We start from the raw sequence: 20155 nt of genomic DNA, 5'->3' as shown, positions 1-20155 counted from the left end.
CTTTCATTTATTATCAAACTTTCCTATTTTACCAGAGAAATCCATATTTACATCTCAAATGGAATTGCTATATATCGTTTCCGGTTGCATCGGAATAATAAAATCGAGTCAACAGTTAACACTCAACCATTCACTTTTTCGACGCTGAGTCAACAGTCAACAGTCAACAGTCAACGGTCAACAATCATTTCGCTCGTGCAACCGGAATTGATATTACATCTTATCGATCAAAATTCAACAGCCAAAAGCCTGTATAAGTCATGCCACTATCATCGGGCTGGACTAATAAAAAATGTAATCCTTTACTTAATTGCTTGCGCTGTTGGTAAATTTGGGCCGCGGCTTTCACCTCGCTATCTTCAAAAGTAGCCACAACCCACCTATCTACTAACCCAGCTTCCAATATCAATCCGTCTGGTTCTCCAGCAATATAATTCAAAGCGAAAGGTTTGGCATCCTGAAGCCATCTAGCCAACCGCATAGACTGGCGTCCGCCGTCAATCACCACTCCCGGTACGGGTACTGTTGAGGCCAAGCCCAAATTCAGCGGTAACAGAAATTCTGGCATTTCCAAAATTGGCAGGGGACGCCCTTGGAAAGCCTCTTCAATGTCGCCGGCGGGTAGGGAAGCAAAACGCCAGCCATCGCCCCAGAGGTTTTCGGGTAAAGGCACGGGGGGCGGCGAGTCGAGGGCGATCGCACTGTAAGTTTCACCTGTATAATTAGCCATACTCAAATATTCTTTGGCGCGTTGTTGCAGCAGCAATTTCAGAGCCGCAGTGCGCCGAGTCGCTTCCACCTTGACGCCCAAAACTTTGCCCGCAGCTTCGATTAAGCCCAGAGACTGAGGCCTAAATACTTGAATCAATGCGGGCAAATTTTGGGTTTGAGCTTGCTGCTGCAACTGCGAAGCTAGCCAAGTGGAATTTGCGGCCCCCTGGCGGCAAACAGCGCTAAATTGAAAACTGCCTTCCGAGTCGCAAATTAAGAGTTCCCACAGTGGTTTGCCAGTTTCGTCTTGGAGAGGGCGGCGGTAAAAATCGACTTGCCAAATACTCATAAATAATTTAAAAATAAAATCTACAACTCGATAATTTTAATATAGCCTGGTGACAATCCGATACAATACCGAACTATGAAAAAAAACTTCGAGCGATATATTCTCAGTTCATACTTGAGTTTTATTTCAATAGACCAATCCTAAGTCATTTGTGAATTTCTTACTACCTCCCCTTACCAAGGGGAGGGTTGGGGTGGGGTAAAAAATTTACGAGTGATTTAGGATTGCTATATCTAACACCAGTCAAAAAAACGCCAACTGTAGGCCCGCGATCCAAAACGTGATAGTAATCAGTTATTCCCTAATCACAATCTAAAATCCCCAATCTAAAATCTAAAATGGTATAAAGGCTCGCTTAGCCATTTTCCCTAGGCAATTAGCCATTCCCTAATTTATTTAAGTTGGTGAACCAAATACATATCCAACTCGCCTTTATTTTTAGCATATATTTTTCCTCGGTATTCGCATTCAAAAAAATCTTTAACTAATTCAAACGTGTCGTGAGAGATATTGATATTTCCAGGTACGCCCGAAGATTCCATCCGAGATGCAATATTAACTGTATCTCCCCATACATCATAGGAAAACTTTTTATGGCCAATTACCCCAGCAAGTATTGGGCCTGAATGAATGCCAATGCGGATATCCCAATAAGGGATATTTTGTTGAGCTTTCTGCCATTTTCGCAAATCCATGAACTGTCGAATTTCTATGGCAGCAAGTACAGCGTCAAATGCGTGTGTTGGGCGAGGCGTAGGAATTCCTGCAGCGCACATATAGCTGTCGCCAATAGTCTTCAGTTTTTCCATAGAGTATTTATCCATCATGCGATCGAAATAAGAAAAACAATAATCTAGTTCGTCAACCAACTCTCGCGGAGTCATTTTTTCAGATAACTGAGTAAAGCCTTTAAAGTCAGTAAATAAAACCGATACGTTATCATAATAAAGTGGTTCCACTTTGCCGTTATTTTTGAGCTCCTCGGCAATTTCAACCGGCAGCACGTTCAACAGTAGCCGATCAGATTTGTGCTTTTCGGCATCGAGCTCGGAATACAGGCTATTTATCTCTTTAAAACGTTCAGCATTGCGGATAGCTGAGGATAGCTGCAAAGCCAAAAGATAGCCAATCCGCAAGTCTTCTTGAGTGTAAGCCCGCGGCTTGGTTGTGGCAAAATTAATGGTTCCTAAAACCTTACCTTCGCTTTCCAAGGGAAGGATAATTTGCGAAGCGTAGGGGGATAAAATAGCAGTAGCACCCGCTTCTTGAATTAATTGAGGTTGACGTGTGGTGAAAGCCTTGTGAATAGGCCCGCCCTCTGGGAGGGCTCCAATATCTACAGGGATATGCCGGCCAAATAAGGTCATGCAAGCGTTAGTGCTGTACAGGCAAACGCTACAGTGTTCAAAGTCTAGCAACCATTTGGCTTGCTTGCCTAGTACCCGCAAAATCTGGTTGAGATCTAGGGTGCGGTTAATGGCCGTGGCAACTTCGTTGACAGCGGAAATGCGGATGGAAAGCGCTTGAGCTTCTGCTAACAAACGGCGGGCTGTTAACAGAAGTTCTTCTCGATCTTGCTCTTCTAGCCGATCGCCCATAATATGGGTATAAAATATAGATTACAAAGCATCTATTTCAAGGGCTATTGCATCAGTATATCGGTTGACAAAGCTAAACAAGTCTGCTGTCGCAATAATCTCAAAGATTTCTGAATCATCAAGTCCTAAATCCCGCAGATTTTGGTAATCAGTTTCTGTCATTTCCAGAGGTTTTGTAGCAGCCAGCAAGCCAAAGGTAATTACGGCTTTATCACGTTTTGGCAAAGGGCAGTTGGCAAAGTCAGAAACTAGGGTTCGCAGTAGTTCTTCGCTCATCCCCAAGGCTGACAATCCGTGCAGGTGAACTTGGAGAGCGTACTCGCTATTATTTGATTGGGAAATAGCGACGCCGACCATTTCTTTAAGCGTGCGAGGTAAGTCTCCTTGCAGAATGGTTCCCCGGAATTTTTTCCAATTTGCTTCTAATAGGTCAGGGTTGATTGCCATTGACTTGAACAGGTTGGGGACGATGCCAAAACCCAAGTCTGTCAAGATTTCTTCGTACACTGCTTTGGCTTTAGGATCGGTAAGTTGCTCGTATTCTATAAGTGGAAAGTGTGTCATTGTTGTGTTGAAGTTTACGGCGGTTAATTTTGGTTGGGATTTATGTATTTGTTATGTAACGCCACTCAAAGGGTGACCTTACGATCTATCTTGGCTTTAGTCGGATTGATGATAAAATGCACCGCTGTCAGCAAACCGCGAATCATGAAAATGAGCTAGCAACAAATCTGAGTCTTGAGGCTGGATTAAACCTGCAATTATAGCAGTAACCGGAGCCAATAAAATTCTGTTGCGATCGGGTTACAGTGCTAATATTAGATGTTTCCAATGGCTGCTGTCAAGTATGGGCAATTCATGGGGCGCGGCGGTGTGAAATCTTACCAAAACTCTTGAATTAGATAATGCTGTTCCGTTCGCTAATTTTTAGACAAAAAACACTGTTCGATCGATGTTCGATCGATCGATAGGGCTTCACAAATGCCCTGAATCTTATGCTCCGGCGCGCGCAGAGGGGAAAAACAAAATGCTGTGCGATCGAGTTTATTGAATTAATCAGACGCTCGATCGACAACCCATGCCCCAGCCAAGCTACGCTAACGCCTGCGACTGGAGTTATTATAGATAAACTGTAAACTTCTATCATTGTCGCTGCATTTGCTATGAACCCTGCCCTGACTCAATTTGGCGCTCAGATGTCCCACCTCACGGGAGTTCGGGCAATTATGAAAGATATTATTGAAACACTCAGAGCCGGCAGCGGGCAGGAGTTTATCAATTTGAGCGCCGGAAATCCGGTGATTTTGCCGGAAGTTGAGCAGTTGTGGCGCGACTGCACAGCGGAACTTTTGGCGGGCCCGGAATACGGCGAGGTGGTTTGTCGCTACGGTTCGAGTCAAGGCTATCAGCCGTTGATTGATGCGGTGCGGGAGGATTTCAACCAGCGTTACGGATTGAATTTGACCGATCGCAATATCCTAATTACTCCCGGCAGTCAATCGATTTACTTCTACGCAGCCAACGCTTTCGGCGGCTACACCGCACCCCCCCCATCCCCCCCTTACGAAGGGGGGGCTAGGGGGGGTAGCCTTAAAAATATCGTCCTACCGTTGAGCCCAGACTACACGGGTTACGGCGGCGTTAGCTTGATTCCCGAAGCGGTAGTCGCTTGCAAACCCACCCTCGATATTGATGCAGCCGCTCACAGGTTCAAATACCGCCCGGATTTCAGCCAATTGTCGATCGACCAAAGCACCGGTTGCGTCATTTTTTCCCGTCCCTGCAACCCCACCGGCAACGTTCTCACCGACGACGAAGTTAAGAAAATTGCCGATTTAGCAGCCGCTTTCGACGTGCCGGTGTTCGTTGATTCCGCCTACGGCCCTCCGTTCCCGTCCTTGAATTTTACTGAAATGACGCCGATTTTTGGCGGCAATATCGTGCACTGTATGAGTTTGTCGAAAGCGGGATTACCCGGTGAAAGAATCGGAATTGCGATCGGCGATGAAAAAATCATTCAAATATTAGAATGTTTTCAGACCAATATGTGCATTCATTCGCCGAGATACGGACAGGCGATCGCAACTCGTGCCATTGCTTCCGGCGCTCTTGCCGACATCTCCATCAACGTAATTCGCCCCTACTATCAAAGCAAATTTGCGATCGTAGAAAGCACTCTCGAACAAGCAATGCCGAAAGATTTGCCGTGGTTCTTGCACCGGGGCGAAGGAGCAATTTTCGCGTGGTTGTGGCTGAAAGATTTGCCAATGACTGATTGGGAACTGTATCAAGAGTTGAAAAAAGTTGGCGTAATTGTCGTGCCGGGAAGTTCTTTCTTCCCAGGTTTGCGGGAAGATTGGCAGCACAAACATGAGTGTTTACGAATCAGTTTGACGGCAACAAATGATGAGATTGAAACTGCAATGAAACGCTTGGCTCAAATGGTAGAAAAGCTTTATCAGTCTTGATTTCTTATACCAAGTCCGCAGAAATCCACCTCCTTTCTCATTCGGCGGTGGAAACCGTTCTACAAGTCAAACTTTCGTCCGCCTCCGCAGACAAGCGAGATCGAGGGGGTATTTAAGCCGGATTTGGTATGATTTCTCAGTCTCGCGTAGGTGCAGTTCGTTTGTGTAGTTTGAGGTCAAAAGCGATTTCAATCGCCGACTACGATCGAGGAGTTTTTAACAATTAAACCACCCGATAAACAAAACTCAGAGTTGCCCAAACATTCACATCCAAAGCCAAATCATCCGTCGATATCCCCACTTTCTGCACCCCTGGAATGCTAGCCGCGTGCAAATCTTCGAGCACCGCCCGCGCCACATTTAAAGGATTCAACAACACTCGAATTGGCAGGGCATCCCTCGTTTGCTGCATTTCGGCTTCTATTGCAGCCAGAGTTTGAGCGAAGGGGTTCTCACTAAATATAATCAGAGTTTCCGCAAGTCCGATCGCCCCAGATACCGCCAACCCAACAGCCCCAGCCGCCGGCACGGTCAAATTCTCCCCAGGAGCGATCGCCCGCGACATCCCTCCCACAGAGTCTTTGCCCTCAGCGCCGAGTACGGACAGCCTTCCCGCGCAGTCCGAGCAAAACACCGCAAAGTAAACCGGGCGATCGCTGTCGTTATACAACCTGTAGCTGATTCGGCTGCCCTCTGGCAAACTTAGTATATGAGCGCTTGCGGATTTCTCACTTTCCGCGCTCAGGGGTTCCAGCCGATAATCACCGCCGGCCCGCACCGACTCTCGCTGCGCCACGGCCCGCGCTTGGGGTGCGAGAGTTACCAGCTCCGCCCGCACCTTCAGGCGCGAAGAGCCCTCATTGATAGTCAGCCGCAGCAACTTCCCCGCCTGCAGCGCTTTCAACTGCGGAGTCAAGCGCTGCACCGCCACCTTAACTGCTTCTCCCCCCTCGCCCTCAGTATCGGGAATCAGCATTTGAGCCAAAGAAAACAAACCGTAACGCCTTTGAGACAAAACAGGCTCGTGAGGCGAGACTGTTTCGGCTAAAGTTGTTTCCGGGACTCTGCCGAACCGACAGTCAGCCAATTGCTCGCTGCCTACCGCCGAAACTTGTGGCACAGTCGCGAAAGCACTGGTAGCGTCCACCCGCTCGATGCGTTCCAAACCCGAGTCCAAAGCTACTGTCAAACCGATGTTTCGCGGCAATACCCGAATTTCTTCCCTCACGAGTTCGCCGACTGTTAATTGGCCGTCTGTTTGAGCAGACCCATCTAAAACTTGGGCTTTGGCAGACAGACCGGTGCGTCCCCGCAGCAAAAGCCTCGCGCCCTCGGAGGAATCCACTGCAAACACAGAGCCCCCGCAGCACTCCAAAACCCCGGGCGACAACCCGCCCAGCCACAACTGCACAGTTTTGCCCCCCTCTTCCACCGCCGTCACAGCGCCGTCAGATGCAGGGGAATTCAAAATTAAATTTGAAAAATTCACCGCCGGCGCGGTTGTTAAATCGTGATTGAGAATTTGCGGTTGCTGCGATAACCCCGCAATTTGCTCGACATTACCCGCAGCGCGGCCGAAACTGACGCTGAAACTGCTAGCGGGAGTTGCCCACCACAAAGTTTGGGTGAGGGCGTAGGTAAACAAACCTGCGGTAAATCCGTTCCACTCTTGTTCGGCGGCGAGTGCGGAATTCGCGCCCGCGGCAAGTACGGCGGCGTCCGGACGGAGATTTGGGCGGGAGCGGAGGTCTTGGGCAAACGTTAATTCTGCGAGGCGAGGCTCGCCGATGGTGGGGCGGGGGCGGGAGCGAATGCGAAAGTTGCCGTTTTTGGGGAAACCCGGATAGGTGTAGCTGGTGTCGAGGATGGCGATCGCATTTTCTGTCGCGAGCGATCGCATCAACAGCAACAGCGTTTCCTCTAAAATATCGTTCACCGCCCGGTTTGCTAACAACGGCAAAACATCATCCGCGGGCACCAAACTGTTTTGCATTTTTCCGGGAGACTCGCCCAAACTGACTCGGCTACCGCAGCCACTAAAGTGAAAAACTACCACGTCACCGGGTTTTGCTTGTTGAGTCAAGTGAGTGACAAAAGCCGTCTCGATATTCTCCCTCGTAGCTTTAGCGTCAGTCAAAGTCAAAATGTCCGACGGCACAAACCCAAACCGATATATCAGCAGTTCCCGCTGCAATTCCACATCCGTGACGCAGCCGTGCAGGGGCGAGTCTGGATATTTGTCAACGCCAACCAACAAAGCCAATTTCCTGGCTGTCGGCTGCGCTAAGGCTTGGAGGTAGCGATCGCCCAACGGCAGCCACAGGGCCTCGCTGATTCCGATGGCGGCCAGCACCCGGCCAGCTTGCTGCAAAAATTCCCGCCGCTTGAGTCCCATTTTTAAATAGCTTTGAATTTTAAGTTTTGAATTTTAAGTTAAATTCCCCTCAATAATTTTAGGGGAATTAATTAGATGGTGAGTGTTTAGTATTAAGGGAGTTTTTAAGTTTTAACTTTTGAGCTTTAAGTTGAAAATTTCCCATTTAAAACTCAAAACTCAAAATTCAAAACTATGCAGAATGTCGCCCCCACCAATGTTCCCGATTTAAATCTCGTAATTGAAAATATTCATTGCCTTGGCTAATTCTGCGGCAACTTCCGGCCGGGAAAACTGCGGCGGCGGCAATTTACCAGCGCGCAGCATTTCCCGAACTTTGGTTCCAGACAAATGCACCCGTTGTTCGGGAGTGCTGGGACTTGTTTTAGTTGTAGCCATTTGTTCCGTCAGCGTGCAATAGAAAGCGTGCTCGAATTTCATCGGCACAATTCCCAATTCTCCAGGCTCAAATTCGTCAAAAATATATTGGGCATCGTAAGTGCCGTAATAATCGCCAACTCCAGCATGATCGCGCCCCACGATAAAGTGAGTGCAGCCGTAGTTTTTGCGGATTAAAGCATGAAAAATTGCTTCTCGCGGCCCGGCGTAGCGCATCGCCGCTGGATTAATTGCCAAAATTACGCGATCGTGTGGATAGTATTTTTCTAGCAGAATTTCGTAGCAGCGCATCCGCACATCAGCCGGGATGTCGTCTTCTTTTGTCGTCCCGACTAACGGGTGCAGAAACAAGCCGTCTACTGTTTCTAAGGCGCATTTTTGGATGTATTCGTGTGCGCGGTGGATGGGGTTTCGGGTTTGGAAACCGACTATCGTTTTCCATCCTTTTTCTGTGAACAGCATTCTCGATTTCGCCGGGTCAATTTGGTATTGGGGAAACCGGGGGTCGAGTCCGCGTTCCAGCAGCCAAACATCGCCTGCGAGGTTAACGGGCCCGGATTTGTCTACTACTTGGACGCCCGGGTGTTTGAGGTCGTCGGTGCGGTAGACGTTGAGGGCTTCTTCTTCTTTGCTATAGTGGTATTTTTCTGCAAGTTCCAAGAGCCCGACAAATTCGCCCGCCGGCGAGTCGAGGCGCACTAAAGTGCCTTCTTTGAGGGAGTCGGCGACTTCTTGGGAGACCGAGAGGGTGATGGGAACCGACCACGGCAGGCCGTTGGAGAGGCGCATTTGTTTAACGACCGATCGATAATCCGCTTCGTTCATGAACCCTTTGAGGGGACTCAGGGCGCCGATGGCGATCATTTGCAGGTCGGAGATCGATCGATCCGAAAGCTGGACTCGTGGCAAGACTTCTGCTTTATCGAAAAATTCTTGTCTTTGGTCTAGTGTGGCAATGCGGTGGACCAGGGTGCCGCCGTGAGGGGCAATGCGGTCTGAATGCTGGCTCATGTCGATTTGAATTTGTGGGTTTTAGCTGCCAGAGTACATAGTATCAAGCGGTGGCTGCAATTCTACATTTTTTAATTGTTCTGGACTTGTGCAGAACGCTGCTTTTGTGGCGCTGTAATTCTTTAACTGTAAACTCGCGCGCTCAAAACTCTAAACTTTCCCGTCAATCGATTTTAGATTTTAGATTTTAGATTTTAGATTGAAGCATTGACCCCACGGATAAATTCGGGGGTGTGTTTATCGGACAGAGGTTTTTTATTTCTCCACGGATGAATCCGGGGGCTTGTATCCTGGATGCTTTCGGTCAAGTCTGGACTTGAAATTCTTCGGGATCTATTCCCCAATTTACCCAGCTAATCGCTTCTTTAGCAGATCGCACTTTTGGCGGCACTCGCAAAGCGTGAAGGTGTCCCGTACTCGGACAAGTCATCTTTAACAAATAAATTGGCTCTATGTCTATATTATTCTTAATTTTCAACAAAGTATATTCTTGCCAAGAATCCAATTCTGTTGCTTGCAATTCTTGACAAATTCTCGGATAGCCGATCGCCTGAATCAAAACTCGCCGCACTTCGGCATTCTGTTCTGTTAACAGCCATGAAGCTTGCCAAGACTGCGACGGAACTTGACCAATTATTTCCGGCAGTCGGACGCCGCGATAAGAGTATACACTGAACTTGTCAGCAAATTCAACCGCTGGTTGACCTTCTGCGTGGAGCAAATATTCGCTATCAAAATGAAGTTGGATCGGGCGATCGCACACAAAGCATTTTTTCTCGAACGGGTAAATCCAGCCGCAGTTTTCCACTAAAGATTTAAAGGCTGAGTATAAAGGGCGATCGTACTCCAAATTGAGCGCGCCAATACAAAAATCCACCCAACTTCCGTGACAGGCTGACAGTTCGGAAACTATGGTGTTATTACAATCAGCTTGATCGATCAGAAATCTCTGAAATCTCCCGCCCAACTTCCTTGCTAATTTGACGTAAACTTCGTCTTTAACATGAAGGTGCAGTTGATTCATCAGTTGAGCGTACAGCGGATTATAGAGTTGGCTGTAAATTTGATTTTCCAGTTCCCTGCCGAGTTGACTTCGTAATATATCGTACAATTCATTATGAATTTTGTTTCTGATTTCGCTGCCCATTCCCCGACCCGAATCGCGTATCCTTAGCCGTTCAACAGCTTGCAAAGCTATGTAAGGGCTGTCACAGAAAATAATTTCCGGTTCAGGACAGCCGATGATGTTGTAGGCGGTGTTGATGGCGGCTGTCGCTTGCGGGCGATCGACTGGTTTTATCGAAAGTCCAATTTGTCGCCACTTCTCGCGATAAATGGGAATTAGCGCTATTTGTTCGGGAGTAATTGCGATCATTTGTACAGCTAGATGATTTAATTGGCGGTCAAACTTTTTCGCTCTCGCCTCCGGTAAAAAAATATCATTAAGTTTGTAATAACAACGAAATTTTACCTACCAACCTATTTTATTAGAGTCGTTAAATTATTTGTATGAATTAACAATTGTTTGCAACACACCTAAAATCATAGGAACATTATCGACACAATAAACATCAGCATCAATAATTAAATTATTTCCATCTAATTTAAGAAACCGCCAGACAACGCCAGTAGTTACGCAGCCAAATACGGCAGGTATGGAATTGTGTTCGCGTTCGTTAAATAGCTGAGCCGCTACCATTTGTGCTGCACACTGTGGCAGACAAGATTCTATTTCTGGGCCTTTCGTTTCTCTCAATGCAAAAACCGGAACTTTAATTTCAAAATCAAACGGCACGGAAGATAATAGAAAGTCGCATTCCCCATTCAATCCCTGCTCAACATCTACATCAAACGACCAACCAGAAAAAATAGAAAATTGTCTGTGGTTCCTTTCCCTAAATTCTAACAAAAGAGGAGAAATAATCCGTTCGGAACGTTCTTTGGCAGTTGTAACAGCAGTGTTAGAACTAATTTCGAGGCTTCTCCAAAACCATTCGGAGGGTTCTACAGGAACAACCTTGGCACTCCACATAGGACTGAGTGACGGTTCCAATCCAAATCGCTCTTTTAATTGTTGGAAAGTAAAGGATTTGTAAGACATATTTCTCAGATAAGTCGCTGAAACTATAGATTACTTGGAGAGAGAAAGCGAGTTAATAAACGCTAAACTCGTTTGTATACAGGACTTACGCCTTAGAAACCCGGTTTCTGGGATAAATCGTGGTTTTGTAGAGAAGTATCTAGGAAGAAACCGGGTTTCTAACCCCCATGCCGAAGTCCTAATATAGCAACCATGGGAGAATTTTTGAACCTCTCTTTTCTTACTTATTCCTTCTTCTTTTTTTACTAGATAAATCAATCCTTCTTCCCTCTTCCTTCTTCCTTCTTCCCTCTTCCCTCTTCCTTCTAAACATTTAACCACTCAAGGAGTACCCTGGGCGCCGGCAACAAAATCATTAACAAAAGCCCGATCGCCATTAGCCCCAAAAAATCCCGGCGATTATCCAATTCACTGACATCATTCAACGCCGGTTCGTCGTTTAGTGGTGTGAAAAACAAAATAATCGCCCACAGCAGTAAACCCTGTTCCAAAAAAGAAAGCAGCAGCATACAAAGTCTAGCAACTTGCCCGATCGCCATACTCGCTCGCTGGCCGAACATCGCGTGTACGATGTGCCCGCCGTCGAGTTGTCCCACCGGCATCAAATTAAACGCCGTCACGATCAAACCCAAATAACCCGCCACCGCTACCGGATGCAAATCGATCGCAGTTTCCGCATTCAAAGCGCCGCCCAAGGTTAACTTGCTCAACAAAGTCATCAGCAGCGAAAAACTGGGTTTGAAAGACTCAAAATTTAACATTCCCGACTTGTCAGACAGCGGTACAATAGTCGAATGATTCAAACCCCAAATTAATAATGGCACTGTCGCCACTAAACCCGCAAGGGGCCCGGCAATGCTAACATCAAATAAAGCTCGGCGGTTGGGAATTGGACTCCGTATTTGAATGAAAGCCCCAAAAGTTCCTAAGAAAAAAGGAATCGGGATAAAATAAGGCAAAGTCGTGCGAATTTTGTAGAATCGGGCAGCTAAATAGTGGCCGGATTCGTGAATTGCTAAAATTGTAATTAGAGCCAGCGAGTAAGCCAAACCCTGGAGCAATATTGATGGGTTGGACTGCAAAGCTTGTTCAGTAACTCCGGCAAGTCGCGCCCCGACAAGCGTAGTCGTAAACACCGTGATCAGCAGCAAAGCTAATGCGAAAAAGGGTCGGGTTACAGATTCGGTTTTGACAGGAGTTTCCCCTGATTGGTGGCTGGGATTGGGAACTATAGCAAAAAAAGGTTGACCGCTCAAGCTGTTTTGAAATACTACTAAAAAGCGATCGCCAAAAAGCCTCTCCACATTCTCCCGAATTGCCTTATAAGCCGCCTCGGGGTTGGTCCGCAACTGTCCGCGACAAATTACAGCCTGCGGCCGAAATTCCAAATCGCGCAAAAAGTAAATTGACCAAGGAAAACAATCGCGCAAACTCGCTTCTTCCGCTGCATCGATCGGGCGCAGGGGCGGTTTTGGCTTTGCAGGTTCAGTCGCTTCTGCTGCTAGCTGCTCAGCAGTTTCGGCGGTAATTTTCTTGCGCCCCAACTGTACCAAAAACCAATACAAAAAAGGGCAAACCAGAAAAGGTATAATTACCAACTCCGGCGGTACAGTTTTGCTGGTACCGTAAACTAAAATCCAACCACTCCAAATCAGCGCGGGCGCCATCATTACCAGCCACAGCAGCCATATCGGAGTCCTGGTGATGCGGCTGGTGCCGTTCTGCAACAAGTAGTACGATATCAGCCCCAATACGAACAACCATAGTAAAAAGAACATAATATTTATCCCATTCCCTTCTGAAATACTTCCTTGAAACAACAGACTTTAGTCTCCAAACAACCCAGGCCCGTGCTCGACAATATCCTTGCTTTCCCGCCTAACCGGGAAACTCTGGGTGCAACAGCCTATTTCATTGTAGAAAACCAAACTAACATCCTGGTGGATTGTCCCGCTTGGGATGAGATTAACCAAACATTTTTGCGGGAACACGGCGGCGTGCGACTGCTGTTTCTCACCCACCGCGGCGCTATCGCCAAGGCGCGGGAGATTCAGGAAGCCACGGGGTGCGAGATCCTGATTCAAGAGCAGGAAGCTTATTTACTGCCGGGTTTGAAGGTGACGGTTTTTGAGCGAGAATTTGTTGTGAGCGATCGAATGAAAGCATTTTGGACTCCTGGCCATTCTCCTGGTTCCTCTTGCCTTTATCATAGTGGCAGCGGTGGAGTGCTGTTTTCGGGTAGGCACTTGCTCCCCAACCGAGAAGCCGCCCCAGTACCGCTGTTGACGGCAAAAACTTTTCACTGGCCCAGGCAAATTAACAGCGTGAAGTCAATTATCGATCGATTTTCGCCAGAAACTTTACAGTATATTTGTCCCGGTGCAAATACTGGTTTTTTGCGGGGAAAAGGATCGATCGATCGAGCTTTTGAGCAATTAGCCAATCTGGATTTAGCTGTTTGTTTGCAGTCAAAACCTGAACCCTAAATGTATGCTGCAACATCAAAAAATGATCTGACGCGCTAATTATAGCGGTAAGGTGCGCCTAGCGCACCCTACATTATTCTTCAGTCTCTTAGAGAGGCAGTTCGTTGGTGAAGTAGCGGTTGAAACCGCCGATTCTTACCTGGGAAAAAACTGTGGAAAAAACCGAAAAACAAAAAATGCTCGCCGGCGAATTGTATTTAGCTGCGGATGAGCAATTAATTTTAGAGCGCCAACGAGCCCGCCGCCTCGCCAGAACCTACAATTCTACCCGCGAAGATGAACCAGACAAACGGTTAGAAATTCTCGCAGAATTGTTCGGTGCAGTTGGGCCAAAAGTTGAAATCGAGCCACCTTTCTACTGCGACTACGGCAGCAATATTTATGCTGGAAACGGATTGTACATGAATTTTGGTTGCGTGATTCTCGACTGCAACCGAGTTAACATTGGCGAAAATTTACTGTGCGGGCCCTACGTGCAAATTTACACAGCTTTTCACCCCACAGACCCGGAAATTAGACTTTCTGGCGGAGAACTCGCCGCTGAAATTAATATTGGCAATAATGTTTGGATTGGCGGCGGCAGTATGATTTGTCCAGGAGTCACTATTGGCGACAATAGCACGATCGGCGCAGGCAGTGTTGTTGTCAAAGATATTCCCGCAAACGTCGTGGCGGCGGGGAATCCTTGCCGAATCATCCGGCATCTACCTTGATGTGGTACGATCGACACAATCGTGCGATCGGCTCCTTGGAGCTTAACCCAAAAATTTTAGGTGTTAGAACAGCCGGTTTGATATTTTTCACGTAAAATCCCCGAAAAAAACGCTGGAAAAAATCTCAAATCTCAAATCTAAAATCGCTTAATTTCTCGTTCCCGGTTTCCACACTACCAAGCTTTTCTTATGACGACTGCAACAGTTTATGCCAACGCTCCCGATCTCTGCACCGACGACTACATAGCAGTCGGTGTAGCTACCTGCTTCATCAAAGAAGAAGGCGAAGTTTTTGAAGTGCAAGTAATCGAAGCTATTCCCTCAGCAGCTTTGGAAGCAATTTTGAAGGGAATTCCTACATCTTATTTAATGATTTGCGGGACGACTTTGGGAGCAGTGCTCGACGGCGACACACCCAAAATGTTGCCAGAATTCCCTACCTCAGCTCAGTTTAGCGAAGAATTTGGCTTTCGGGCGATCGCCGCTGCCCGCACTTACAAAATCCGCCCCCAAGCTCAACTTCACATTCCCTTGGGAACAGTTCGCAACGACTTTACTTATTCCTTAGAACGCAAAAGGGTGCTCAACTCCGAGCGCGTCATTCGCACTGAAGACAATGTGAAACAGCACGAACACACTCACAAGGTTCTTTAAACAAATCGCGCAACTCGGGCAATTTAACAGTGCCTCAGCCAGCGGATGCACCGAAAATAGTTCCGAGTTTTGAGATGTAATATGAATTCCGGTTGCACTCCTCAATTTGATTTTTGACTGTTGATTGTTGACTAAAATTATGCTTTCGGGCAAACTGACTGTTGGGATTTTTGAAAAATACCGAGGCAACCGGAAACGATGTAAATTAAAGATTTAACAAGTTTTTAGTTCATTAATGAAGGAAAAATTTTTAATATTTCGTTATTAAGACAAACACCAAACATCTCAATGTAGGGTTCGCATTACTCACATCACCTAATTAACATAAATTATTAACGACTGTTAAGAAAAATCTTAAGTTGTTAATAAAAAGTTTTAATTCATCAAAAAAATGATAGAATATTATTCCAGTTTAACAAGGTGAGCCGGCCGGCGGGAAAAAATTAAAAAATCCCGCAATTATTGAAGGCTAGTAGTTTCAGACTACTGGCGTGCGGGCGAGTACATCGCAGGTGAGCTAAGGATTTCAATCTCACAAATTGGTCAAACCATGCGAAGCTTTGCGAGAGTAAAGTGGTGGAAATTAACTCGACTATTGCCAGCGGAATTAAAGGGCGAATACCATCTTGGGTACAAAACTGCGCTCTTAATTTTGGGCGGAACAATTTTGGCAGCTAGCATCACGGGTTGTATCAGCTATCAAAGCGTTCGCCGCTTGATTATCACCAAAAGCGAGCGAAATGCTTTGTTAGAAGTTAGGGATCGCGCCAACAAGATCGATCGCTGGCTCGGCACTAGAAAGGCTGAGATCGAAATCCTCGCCCACACTCCTCCCGTTCGTTCGATGAATTGGTCCGTTGCAGAGCCTTATTTAAAATCGGAAGTAAATCGACTGCAAGAATTCCAGCACTTCGCATTAATTGATCCCGACGGTTCTTATTTCACCACAAAAGTGGGCAGAGCGTTGATTAATGTGAGCGACCGCCAACACTTTAAAAAGGCAATGGCTGGGGAAGTCTATGTTTCCGATCCTACCATTTCTCGCACGCTCAAAGGACAAAGTATTGTTCCCATTTCGGCTCCGGTGTGGTCAAGTTCGGCAAATTCTATTGATAAAAAAGCACAAAAGCCGATCGGAGTAATCAACGGCGTCATTAGCATCGACCGAATTGCCCAAGTAGTAGGAAAGCTGGAATATGGGGCAGGAACTTACGCTTTTGTTCTCAATTCTCAAGGAGTGCCGATTGTGCATCCCGACGTTCGGTTAATCGGAAATATCGACAAATCGGCTCCCAGTCTTTTAGAGTCCGCAGATGCTAATTTGGCGAATGTAGCCCGGGAGATGGTTTATCAAAAAACGGGCATTGTGCTGACTCAAATCAACGGCGCCAGAGTTTATGTTGCCTATCTTCCTTTAGAACAAGCTGAATGGTCGATCGCCCTCGTAATTCCCCGCGACAATCTCGAAAAAGAACTCCTTCCTTTCAAGATACTAGCAGTAGCAGCCGGGGTACTTGCCGCCGCAGCTATTTTCGCAGCAATTGTGGCGCTCAAGCTGTTTGCCCTAAATTGCATTCGCAGTCGCACAGAAGGCCTTCTCCACCGCTTGACCGGCCGCATTCGCGCTTCCTTGCACCTCGATCGCATCCTCCAAACTACAGTAGACGAACTCGGTACTTTACTGAAGCTCGATCGAGCTATTTTCGCATGGTACGATCCCCGACAAGATACTTTAGAATTTGGCTGGGAATATTGCCGGGAAGGTTTGCCGGCCTGCTTGGGAATCTTTGGTGTTCCTGGAGGGCCCTCTGGAGATTTAGCTGCACGGCTTCACCGCTGCGAAACGATACTGCTACATAAAACGGCCGCCCCTGATGCCACAGCGTCTGAGGAACACGCCCATATCGAACTCACAAATAGTCACTACGCAGCAGTACCCGTACTAACTCAGAATCATCGGCTTGGATATCTGTTCGCCTGTGCAAATCGGCGGTTTGCAACTCCCGACGAGGTGGAAGTTTTGGAAGCAATTGCAGACTCGCTGGCGATCGCAATTTCCCAATCCCAACTCCACGGGCAAATTCAAGAAGAACTCAAACTTTTGGAAGAAGTATTAGCAAAACTCAGAATCACCGAAGAGCATTTAGTACAAAGCGAAAAAATGACAATTGTCGGTCAACTAGCCGCCGAAGTTGCCCAGGAAATTAATAACCCGATTAACTTTATTTACGGTCGCCTGATTCACGTTAACGATTATATCAAATATTTGCTCAATATAATTCGCCTCTATCGCGAACAATATCCCGAACCTGTGCCGCGAATTGCCAAAGAAATAGAGGCCTGCGACCTAGATTTTATCAGCGAAGAGTTGCCGCAAATTCTCAACCTTTTGAAAATAGGAGCCGATCGCATTCGCCAGATAGTCCTTGCTTTGCGGAAATTTTCGCTTCCTGACGAACCCAACAAAGAACACGCCAACCTAAATGAAAGCATCGACAATATTTTGCTGTTGCTAGCGGGCCGGCTGGAGCAAAAAATATTAGTAGTCAAGGAGTACCACAACCTGCCGCCCATTTTGTGTTATCCCGGTCAACTGAGCCAGGTATTCGCGAGTCTCCTCAGCAATGCTATTGATGCTCTTAAGAGTATTGAAAACTCCGATCAAATTATTACAATTAAAACAGATATTGTCGAGGGTTATCCCGCCCGGTTTATTGCAGTATCGATCGCCCACAACGGCGCCCGAATTCCCCCGGAAATTCAACACAGAATATTTGACCAGTCTGGTCATACTAAATCATTTAAAAATTTTACAGGATTGGACTTGTCGGTTTGCTATAAAATTATTGTAGAATTGCACGGCGGCGGCCTTACAGTTGAATCTCCCGTGCAATCTCAAATTAAATCTCAAACTGGGGGCGGTGCTGAGTTTATGGTAAAATTGCCGATCCTTTGATATCGCATCTTGCCGCCAGGGAAACCAGTCGCAAATCTTGCCAGCAAGTTCCGCGAAAAGCTTAATTTGGCTTCGTAATGAAGACTTTAGTCCTCATAAAACAGAAGGCTGAAGTCTTCACTACAAACCTAACGATCATTTGTTAACCCAAATTGCTATGATAGGATTAGGGAAATAATAAAGGTGCAACCACAGCAAACAACCAACCTCCCATTACCAAGACTTCCGCAACAATTAATAAAATATTTTTGTTCATTTTCAAATTAAGCATTTTCACATTAAGAGCGATCGACCAAAGAGCGAATTTTCTTCCACCAAGCCGCCGGCGAATCTTCCGGGGGATATGCGGCATCAAACATCGACAAAATTAGGGGCAAACCCCCCACCTTCGCACTCATCAACAAGTGCATTGCCAGACAAAATACCAATACCACCCAACCAGAAGCGTGTAAATAATACCAAACCTGGGTCAATTCCCCAGCCGGCAGCCATTCTTCCTTAACCATACTGCCAGAAGCGATCGAAAAAGTCAGTGCCAGCAACATCAACGTATTCACAATCCGGTGCAAACTGTACCACCCAATCGGTTTTCCCAACTGCGTTAGTTTCCCAAAAGAATCAGGCTGCACCAAAACTTTTTGACCGGCGTGGAAACTGTACAATGCAAAAGCCGGCATTATTCCTAACAGCAACATCTTGCCAAAAGTGCCGTGAATCCCGATAATATCTCCAATCTGAGGTACGGAGACTTTGCCAAACCGCCCATCGTAGGTGTTGTAAACCAGAAATGCGCTCAAAATTGCTAAAAGGGCGATCGCAGCGTTAACCCCATGCAGTAACCTGAGCAGCAATGGCTGGTACGGTCTAGATTGCGGCATAGTCAATTCTGCTACTTGATAAATAATCTTTAACAGAATACAGCTAAGCGCTGATTTTTTCAACTTTCGCCAATTGTGAAATAAATGTGAGTCAAAAATGAATATATTATGATAATAACGCAATTATATCAAAATTTAGTGTAAACTAAAACAGTCAAGAGTAACAGTTTATTTATAACACCTAACACTTTACAAAAATGGATGCAGCCACTACCATATTACTTTCCTTGGGACTAGCAGCAGATGCTTTTGCTGTGGCTGTTTCGAGCGGTTTAGCAATCAAACACATGAAGGTCAATAAAGCTTTAAAAATCGCCTTATTTTTCGGAGGCTTTCAAGCTTTAATGCCCGTCCTAGGATGGTTGCTCGGTCTGAGTTTTAGTTTTTTGATAACACCGATCGACCATTGGATCGCTTTTGGGCTTTTGAGTTTCATTGGCGGGAGAATGATTTACGAATCGCTGCAAAGCGAAGAATGCGAGAAAAAGTTCAATCCCTTAGATACGGGGACTTTGATAACGCTGTCGGTGGCGACGAGTATCGATGCTCTAGCAGTTGGCCTCGGATTTGCTGTCCTGAAAGATTCTATTGCTCCTGCGGTGACTGCGATCGGATTTATTACTTTCTTTTTAGCCTTTGCTGGCGTGTTTATCGGGCACAAGTGCGGCAACTTATTTGCTAATAAAATTGAGATATTGGGCGGAGCCATTTTGATTTTTATTGGCAGCAGAATCTTGTTTCTGCACTTGACAGAAATGCCATTAGTTATCGGTAATTAGTAATTAGTCAGTAGTCAGTAGTCATCAGTCGAACATTGACATCAGAGTCTCTGGTGACTTTAATTCCCAATTCCCAAAAAATGCTATAACAGCAATATTGCGTTAAAGGATAAAAATTCCGTGCTGAAACTTTACGGCGCAGCCCGCAGCAGGGCCTCAATTGTCAAGTGGTATCTAGAAGAAATAGGAGTTCCCTACGAATTCGTCATGCTGGATATGCAAGCAGGGGAACACTTGCAGCCAGAGTATCTCGAAATTAACCCGATCGGCAAAGTACCGGCAATTGTTGACGGAGATTTCAAACTTTGGGAATCCGGCGCAATTCTGCTGTATTTAGCTCAAAAACATGGTAGAATGCCCGCGACTTTGGAGCAGCAAGCTGAAATTGTGCAGTGGGTCACGTTTGCTAACGCCACCTTGGGGCCGGGAATATTTGTCGAAGCAAATCGCGATCGCGAAACTCCCAAGTTGTTAAAACCGTTAAATGAAATCTTTGAGAAACAGCCGTTTTTAATGGGTGATGAATTTGGCGTCGCCGACGCAGCAGTGGGGTCAATGTTGGCCTACATTCCGATGATGCTAAAACTAGACCTCAGTGCTTATCCGGCCGTTGTAGATTACATCAAGCGGATCTCAGAAAGACCGGCTTTCAAAAGTGGGATCGGCGGTAGCTGAAGG

Annotated in this window: 16 protein-coding genes; 7 read left to right on the top strand and 9 right to left on the bottom strand. The window is 46.5% G+C overall.

Annotated features, from left to right (window positions below; genetic code table 11):
• Positions 1 to 220: 220 nt before the first annotated feature.
• From QUA62_RS25655 to QUA62_RS25645, 3 genes are all read right to left on the bottom strand, one after another.
• Positions 221 to 1060, bottom strand: coding sequence for a Tab2/Atab2 family RNA-binding protein (locus QUA62_RS25655; RefSeq protein ID WP_333407569.1), 840 nt, complete (start codon positions 1058 to 1060; stop codon positions 221 to 223).
• Positions 1061 to 1452: 392 nt separating this feature from the next.
• A complete protein-coding gene (locus QUA62_RS25650) occupies positions 1453 to 2658 on the bottom strand; it encodes an adenylate/guanylate cyclase domain-containing protein (protein WP_333407568.1) in 1206 nt (401 codons plus the stop codon).
• 21 nt (positions 2659 to 2679) lie between these two features.
• Positions 2680 to 3222 carry a peroxidase-related enzyme gene (locus QUA62_RS25645; protein ID WP_333095122.1) on the bottom strand — a complete coding sequence of 181 codons (543 nt, stop codon included), beginning with the start codon at positions 3220 to 3222 and terminating at the stop codon, positions 2680 to 2682.
• Between the two features lie 599 nt (positions 3223 to 3821).
• On the opposite strand from QUA62_RS25645, the gene QUA62_RS25640 reads away from it, so the two are divergent.
• Positions 3822 to 5126, top strand: a complete 1305-nt coding sequence (locus QUA62_RS25640; RefSeq protein WP_333407567.1) for a valine--pyruvate transaminase — start codon at positions 3822 to 3824, stop codon at positions 5124 to 5126.
• A gap of 223 nt (positions 5127 to 5349) precedes the next feature.
• On the opposite strand, the gene QUA62_RS25635 is transcribed toward QUA62_RS25640, so the two are convergent.
• The 5 genes from QUA62_RS25635 to QUA62_RS25615 all read right to left on the bottom strand — a co-directional run bounded on the left by QUA62_RS25635 (position 5350) and on the right by QUA62_RS25615 (position 12789).
• Positions 5350 to 7521, bottom strand: coding sequence for a caspase family protein (locus QUA62_RS25635; RefSeq protein ID WP_333407566.1), 2172 nt, complete (start codon positions 7519 to 7521; stop codon positions 5350 to 5352).
• 207 nt (positions 7522 to 7728) lie between these two features.
• Positions 7729 to 8910, bottom strand: coding sequence for a sulfate adenylyltransferase (sat, locus tag QUA62_RS25630; protein ID WP_333407565.1), 1182 nt, complete (start codon positions 8908 to 8910; stop codon positions 7729 to 7731).
• A 304-nt stretch (positions 8911 to 9214) separates the two neighbouring features.
• The gene (locus QUA62_RS25625) at positions 9215 to 10285 is read right to left on the bottom strand and encodes a DUF6745 domain-containing protein (RefSeq protein WP_333407564.1); all 1071 of its coding nucleotides are present in this window, start codon (positions 10283 to 10285) and stop codon (positions 9215 to 9217) included.
• A gap of 126 nt (positions 10286 to 10411) precedes the next feature.
• Positions 10412 to 11011, bottom strand: coding sequence for a hypothetical protein (locus QUA62_RS25620; protein WP_333407562.1), 600 nt, complete (start codon positions 11009 to 11011; stop codon positions 10412 to 10414).
• Positions 11012 to 11316: 305 nt separating this feature from the next.
• Complete coding sequence (locus tag QUA62_RS25615) at positions 11317 to 12789, bottom strand: site-2 protease family protein (protein ID WP_333407561.1); 1473 nt, start codon at positions 12787 to 12789, stop codon at positions 11317 to 11319.
• A gap of 33 nt (positions 12790 to 12822) precedes the next feature.
• On the opposite strand from QUA62_RS25615, the gene QUA62_RS25610 reads away from it, so the two are divergent.
• The 4 genes from QUA62_RS25610 to QUA62_RS25595 all read left to right on the top strand — a co-directional run bounded on the left by QUA62_RS25610 (position 12823) and on the right by QUA62_RS25595 (position 17820).
• The gene (locus QUA62_RS25610) at positions 12823 to 13497 is read left to right on the top strand and encodes a hypothetical protein (RefSeq protein WP_006634815.1); all 675 of its coding nucleotides are present in this window, start codon (positions 12823 to 12825) and stop codon (positions 13495 to 13497) included.
• Positions 13498 to 13649: 152 nt separating this feature from the next.
• Positions 13650 to 14210, top strand: a complete 561-nt coding sequence (locus tag QUA62_RS25605) for a sugar O-acetyltransferase (protein ID WP_333407560.1) — start codon at positions 13650 to 13652, stop codon at positions 14208 to 14210.
• A gap of 189 nt (positions 14211 to 14399) precedes the next feature.
• Complete coding sequence (locus QUA62_RS25600) at positions 14400 to 14864, top strand: hypothetical protein (RefSeq protein WP_333217479.1); 465 nt, start codon at positions 14400 to 14402, stop codon at positions 14862 to 14864.
• A 667-nt stretch (positions 14865 to 15531) separates the two neighbouring features.
• Entirely contained in the window at positions 15532 to 17820 is a 2289-nt protein-coding gene (locus tag QUA62_RS25595) for a cache domain-containing protein (RefSeq protein ID WP_333407558.1), read from the top strand.
• A 278-nt stretch (positions 17821 to 18098) separates the two neighbouring features.
• On the opposite strand, the gene QUA62_RS25590 is transcribed toward QUA62_RS25595, so the two are convergent.
• Positions 18099 to 18698 (bottom strand): cytochrome b/b6 domain-containing protein, encoded by a 600-nt coding sequence (locus QUA62_RS25590; protein ID WP_333407557.1) that lies wholly within the window; start codon positions 18696 to 18698, stop codon positions 18099 to 18101.
• Between the two features lie 197 nt (positions 18699 to 18895).
• Here QUA62_RS25590 and QUA62_RS25585 point away from each other — a divergent pair, with 197 nt between their 5' ends.
• Both QUA62_RS25585 and QUA62_RS25580 read left to right on the top strand, forming a co-directional pair.
• Positions 18896 to 19477 carry a manganese efflux pump MntP family protein gene (locus QUA62_RS25585; RefSeq protein WP_333407556.1) on the top strand — a complete coding sequence of 194 codons (582 nt, stop codon included), beginning with the start codon at positions 18896 to 18898 and terminating at the stop codon, positions 19475 to 19477.
• Positions 19478 to 19597: 120 nt separating this feature from the next.
• Positions 19598 to 20152, top strand: a complete 555-nt coding sequence (locus QUA62_RS25580; RefSeq protein WP_333407555.1) for a glutathione S-transferase family protein — start codon at positions 19598 to 19600, stop codon at positions 20150 to 20152.
• Positions 20153 to 20155 lie beyond the last annotated feature (3 nt).

This window comes from Microcoleus sp. MON1_C1 (genome assembly GCF_036701945.1).
Classification (GTDB): Bacteria; Cyanobacteriota; Cyanobacteriia; order Cyanobacteriales; family Microcoleaceae; genus Microcoleus.
Note: the sequence above shows the minus strand (reverse complement) of the source record. Positions and strands in the feature narration are given on the sequence as shown.

What these genes read in the sequence shown, in the direction of transcription:
- QUA62_RS25655 (WP_333407569.1), bottom strand. Translation starts at nt 1,060, where the DNA reads ATGAGTATTTGGCAAGTCGATTTTTACCGCCGCCCTCTCCAAGACGAA.
- QUA62_RS25650 (WP_333407568.1), bottom strand. Translation starts at nt 2,658, where the DNA reads ATGGGCGATCGGCTAGAAGAGCAAGATCGAGAAGAACTTCTGTTAACA.
- QUA62_RS25645 (WP_333095122.1), bottom strand. Translation starts at nt 3,222, where the DNA reads ATGACACACTTTCCACTTATAGAATACGAGCAACTTACCGATCCTAAA.
- QUA62_RS25640 (WP_333407567.1), top strand. Translation starts at nt 3,822, where the DNA reads ATGAACCCTGCCCTGACTCAATTTGGCGCTCAGATGTCCCACCTCACG.
- QUA62_RS25635 (WP_333407566.1), bottom strand. Translation starts at nt 7,521, where the DNA reads ATGGGACTCAAGCGGCGGGAATTTTTGCAGCAAGCTGGCCGGGTGCTG.
- sat (WP_333407565.1), bottom strand. Translation starts at nt 8,910, where the DNA reads ATGAGCCAGCATTCAGACCGCATTGCCCCTCACGGCGGCACCCTGGTC.
- QUA62_RS25625 (WP_333407564.1), bottom strand. Translation starts at nt 10,285, where the DNA reads ATGATCGCAATTACTCCCGAACAAATAGCGCTAATTCCCATTTATCGC.
- QUA62_RS25620 (WP_333407562.1), bottom strand. Translation starts at nt 11,011, where the DNA reads ATGTCTTACAAATCCTTTACTTTCCAACAATTAAAAGAGCGATTTGGA.
- QUA62_RS25615 (WP_333407561.1), bottom strand. Translation starts at nt 12,789, where the DNA reads ATGTTCTTTTTACTATGGTTGTTCGTATTGGGGCTGATATCGTACTAC.
- QUA62_RS25600 (WP_333217479.1), top strand. Translation starts at nt 14,400, where the DNA reads ATGACGACTGCAACAGTTTATGCCAACGCTCCCGATCTCTGCACCGAC.
- QUA62_RS25590 (WP_333407557.1), bottom strand. Translation starts at nt 18,698, where the DNA reads ATGCCGCAATCTAGACCGTACCAGCCATTGCTGCTCAGGTTACTGCAT.
- QUA62_RS25585 (WP_333407556.1), top strand. Translation starts at nt 18,896, where the DNA reads ATGGATGCAGCCACTACCATATTACTTTCCTTGGGACTAGCAGCAGAT.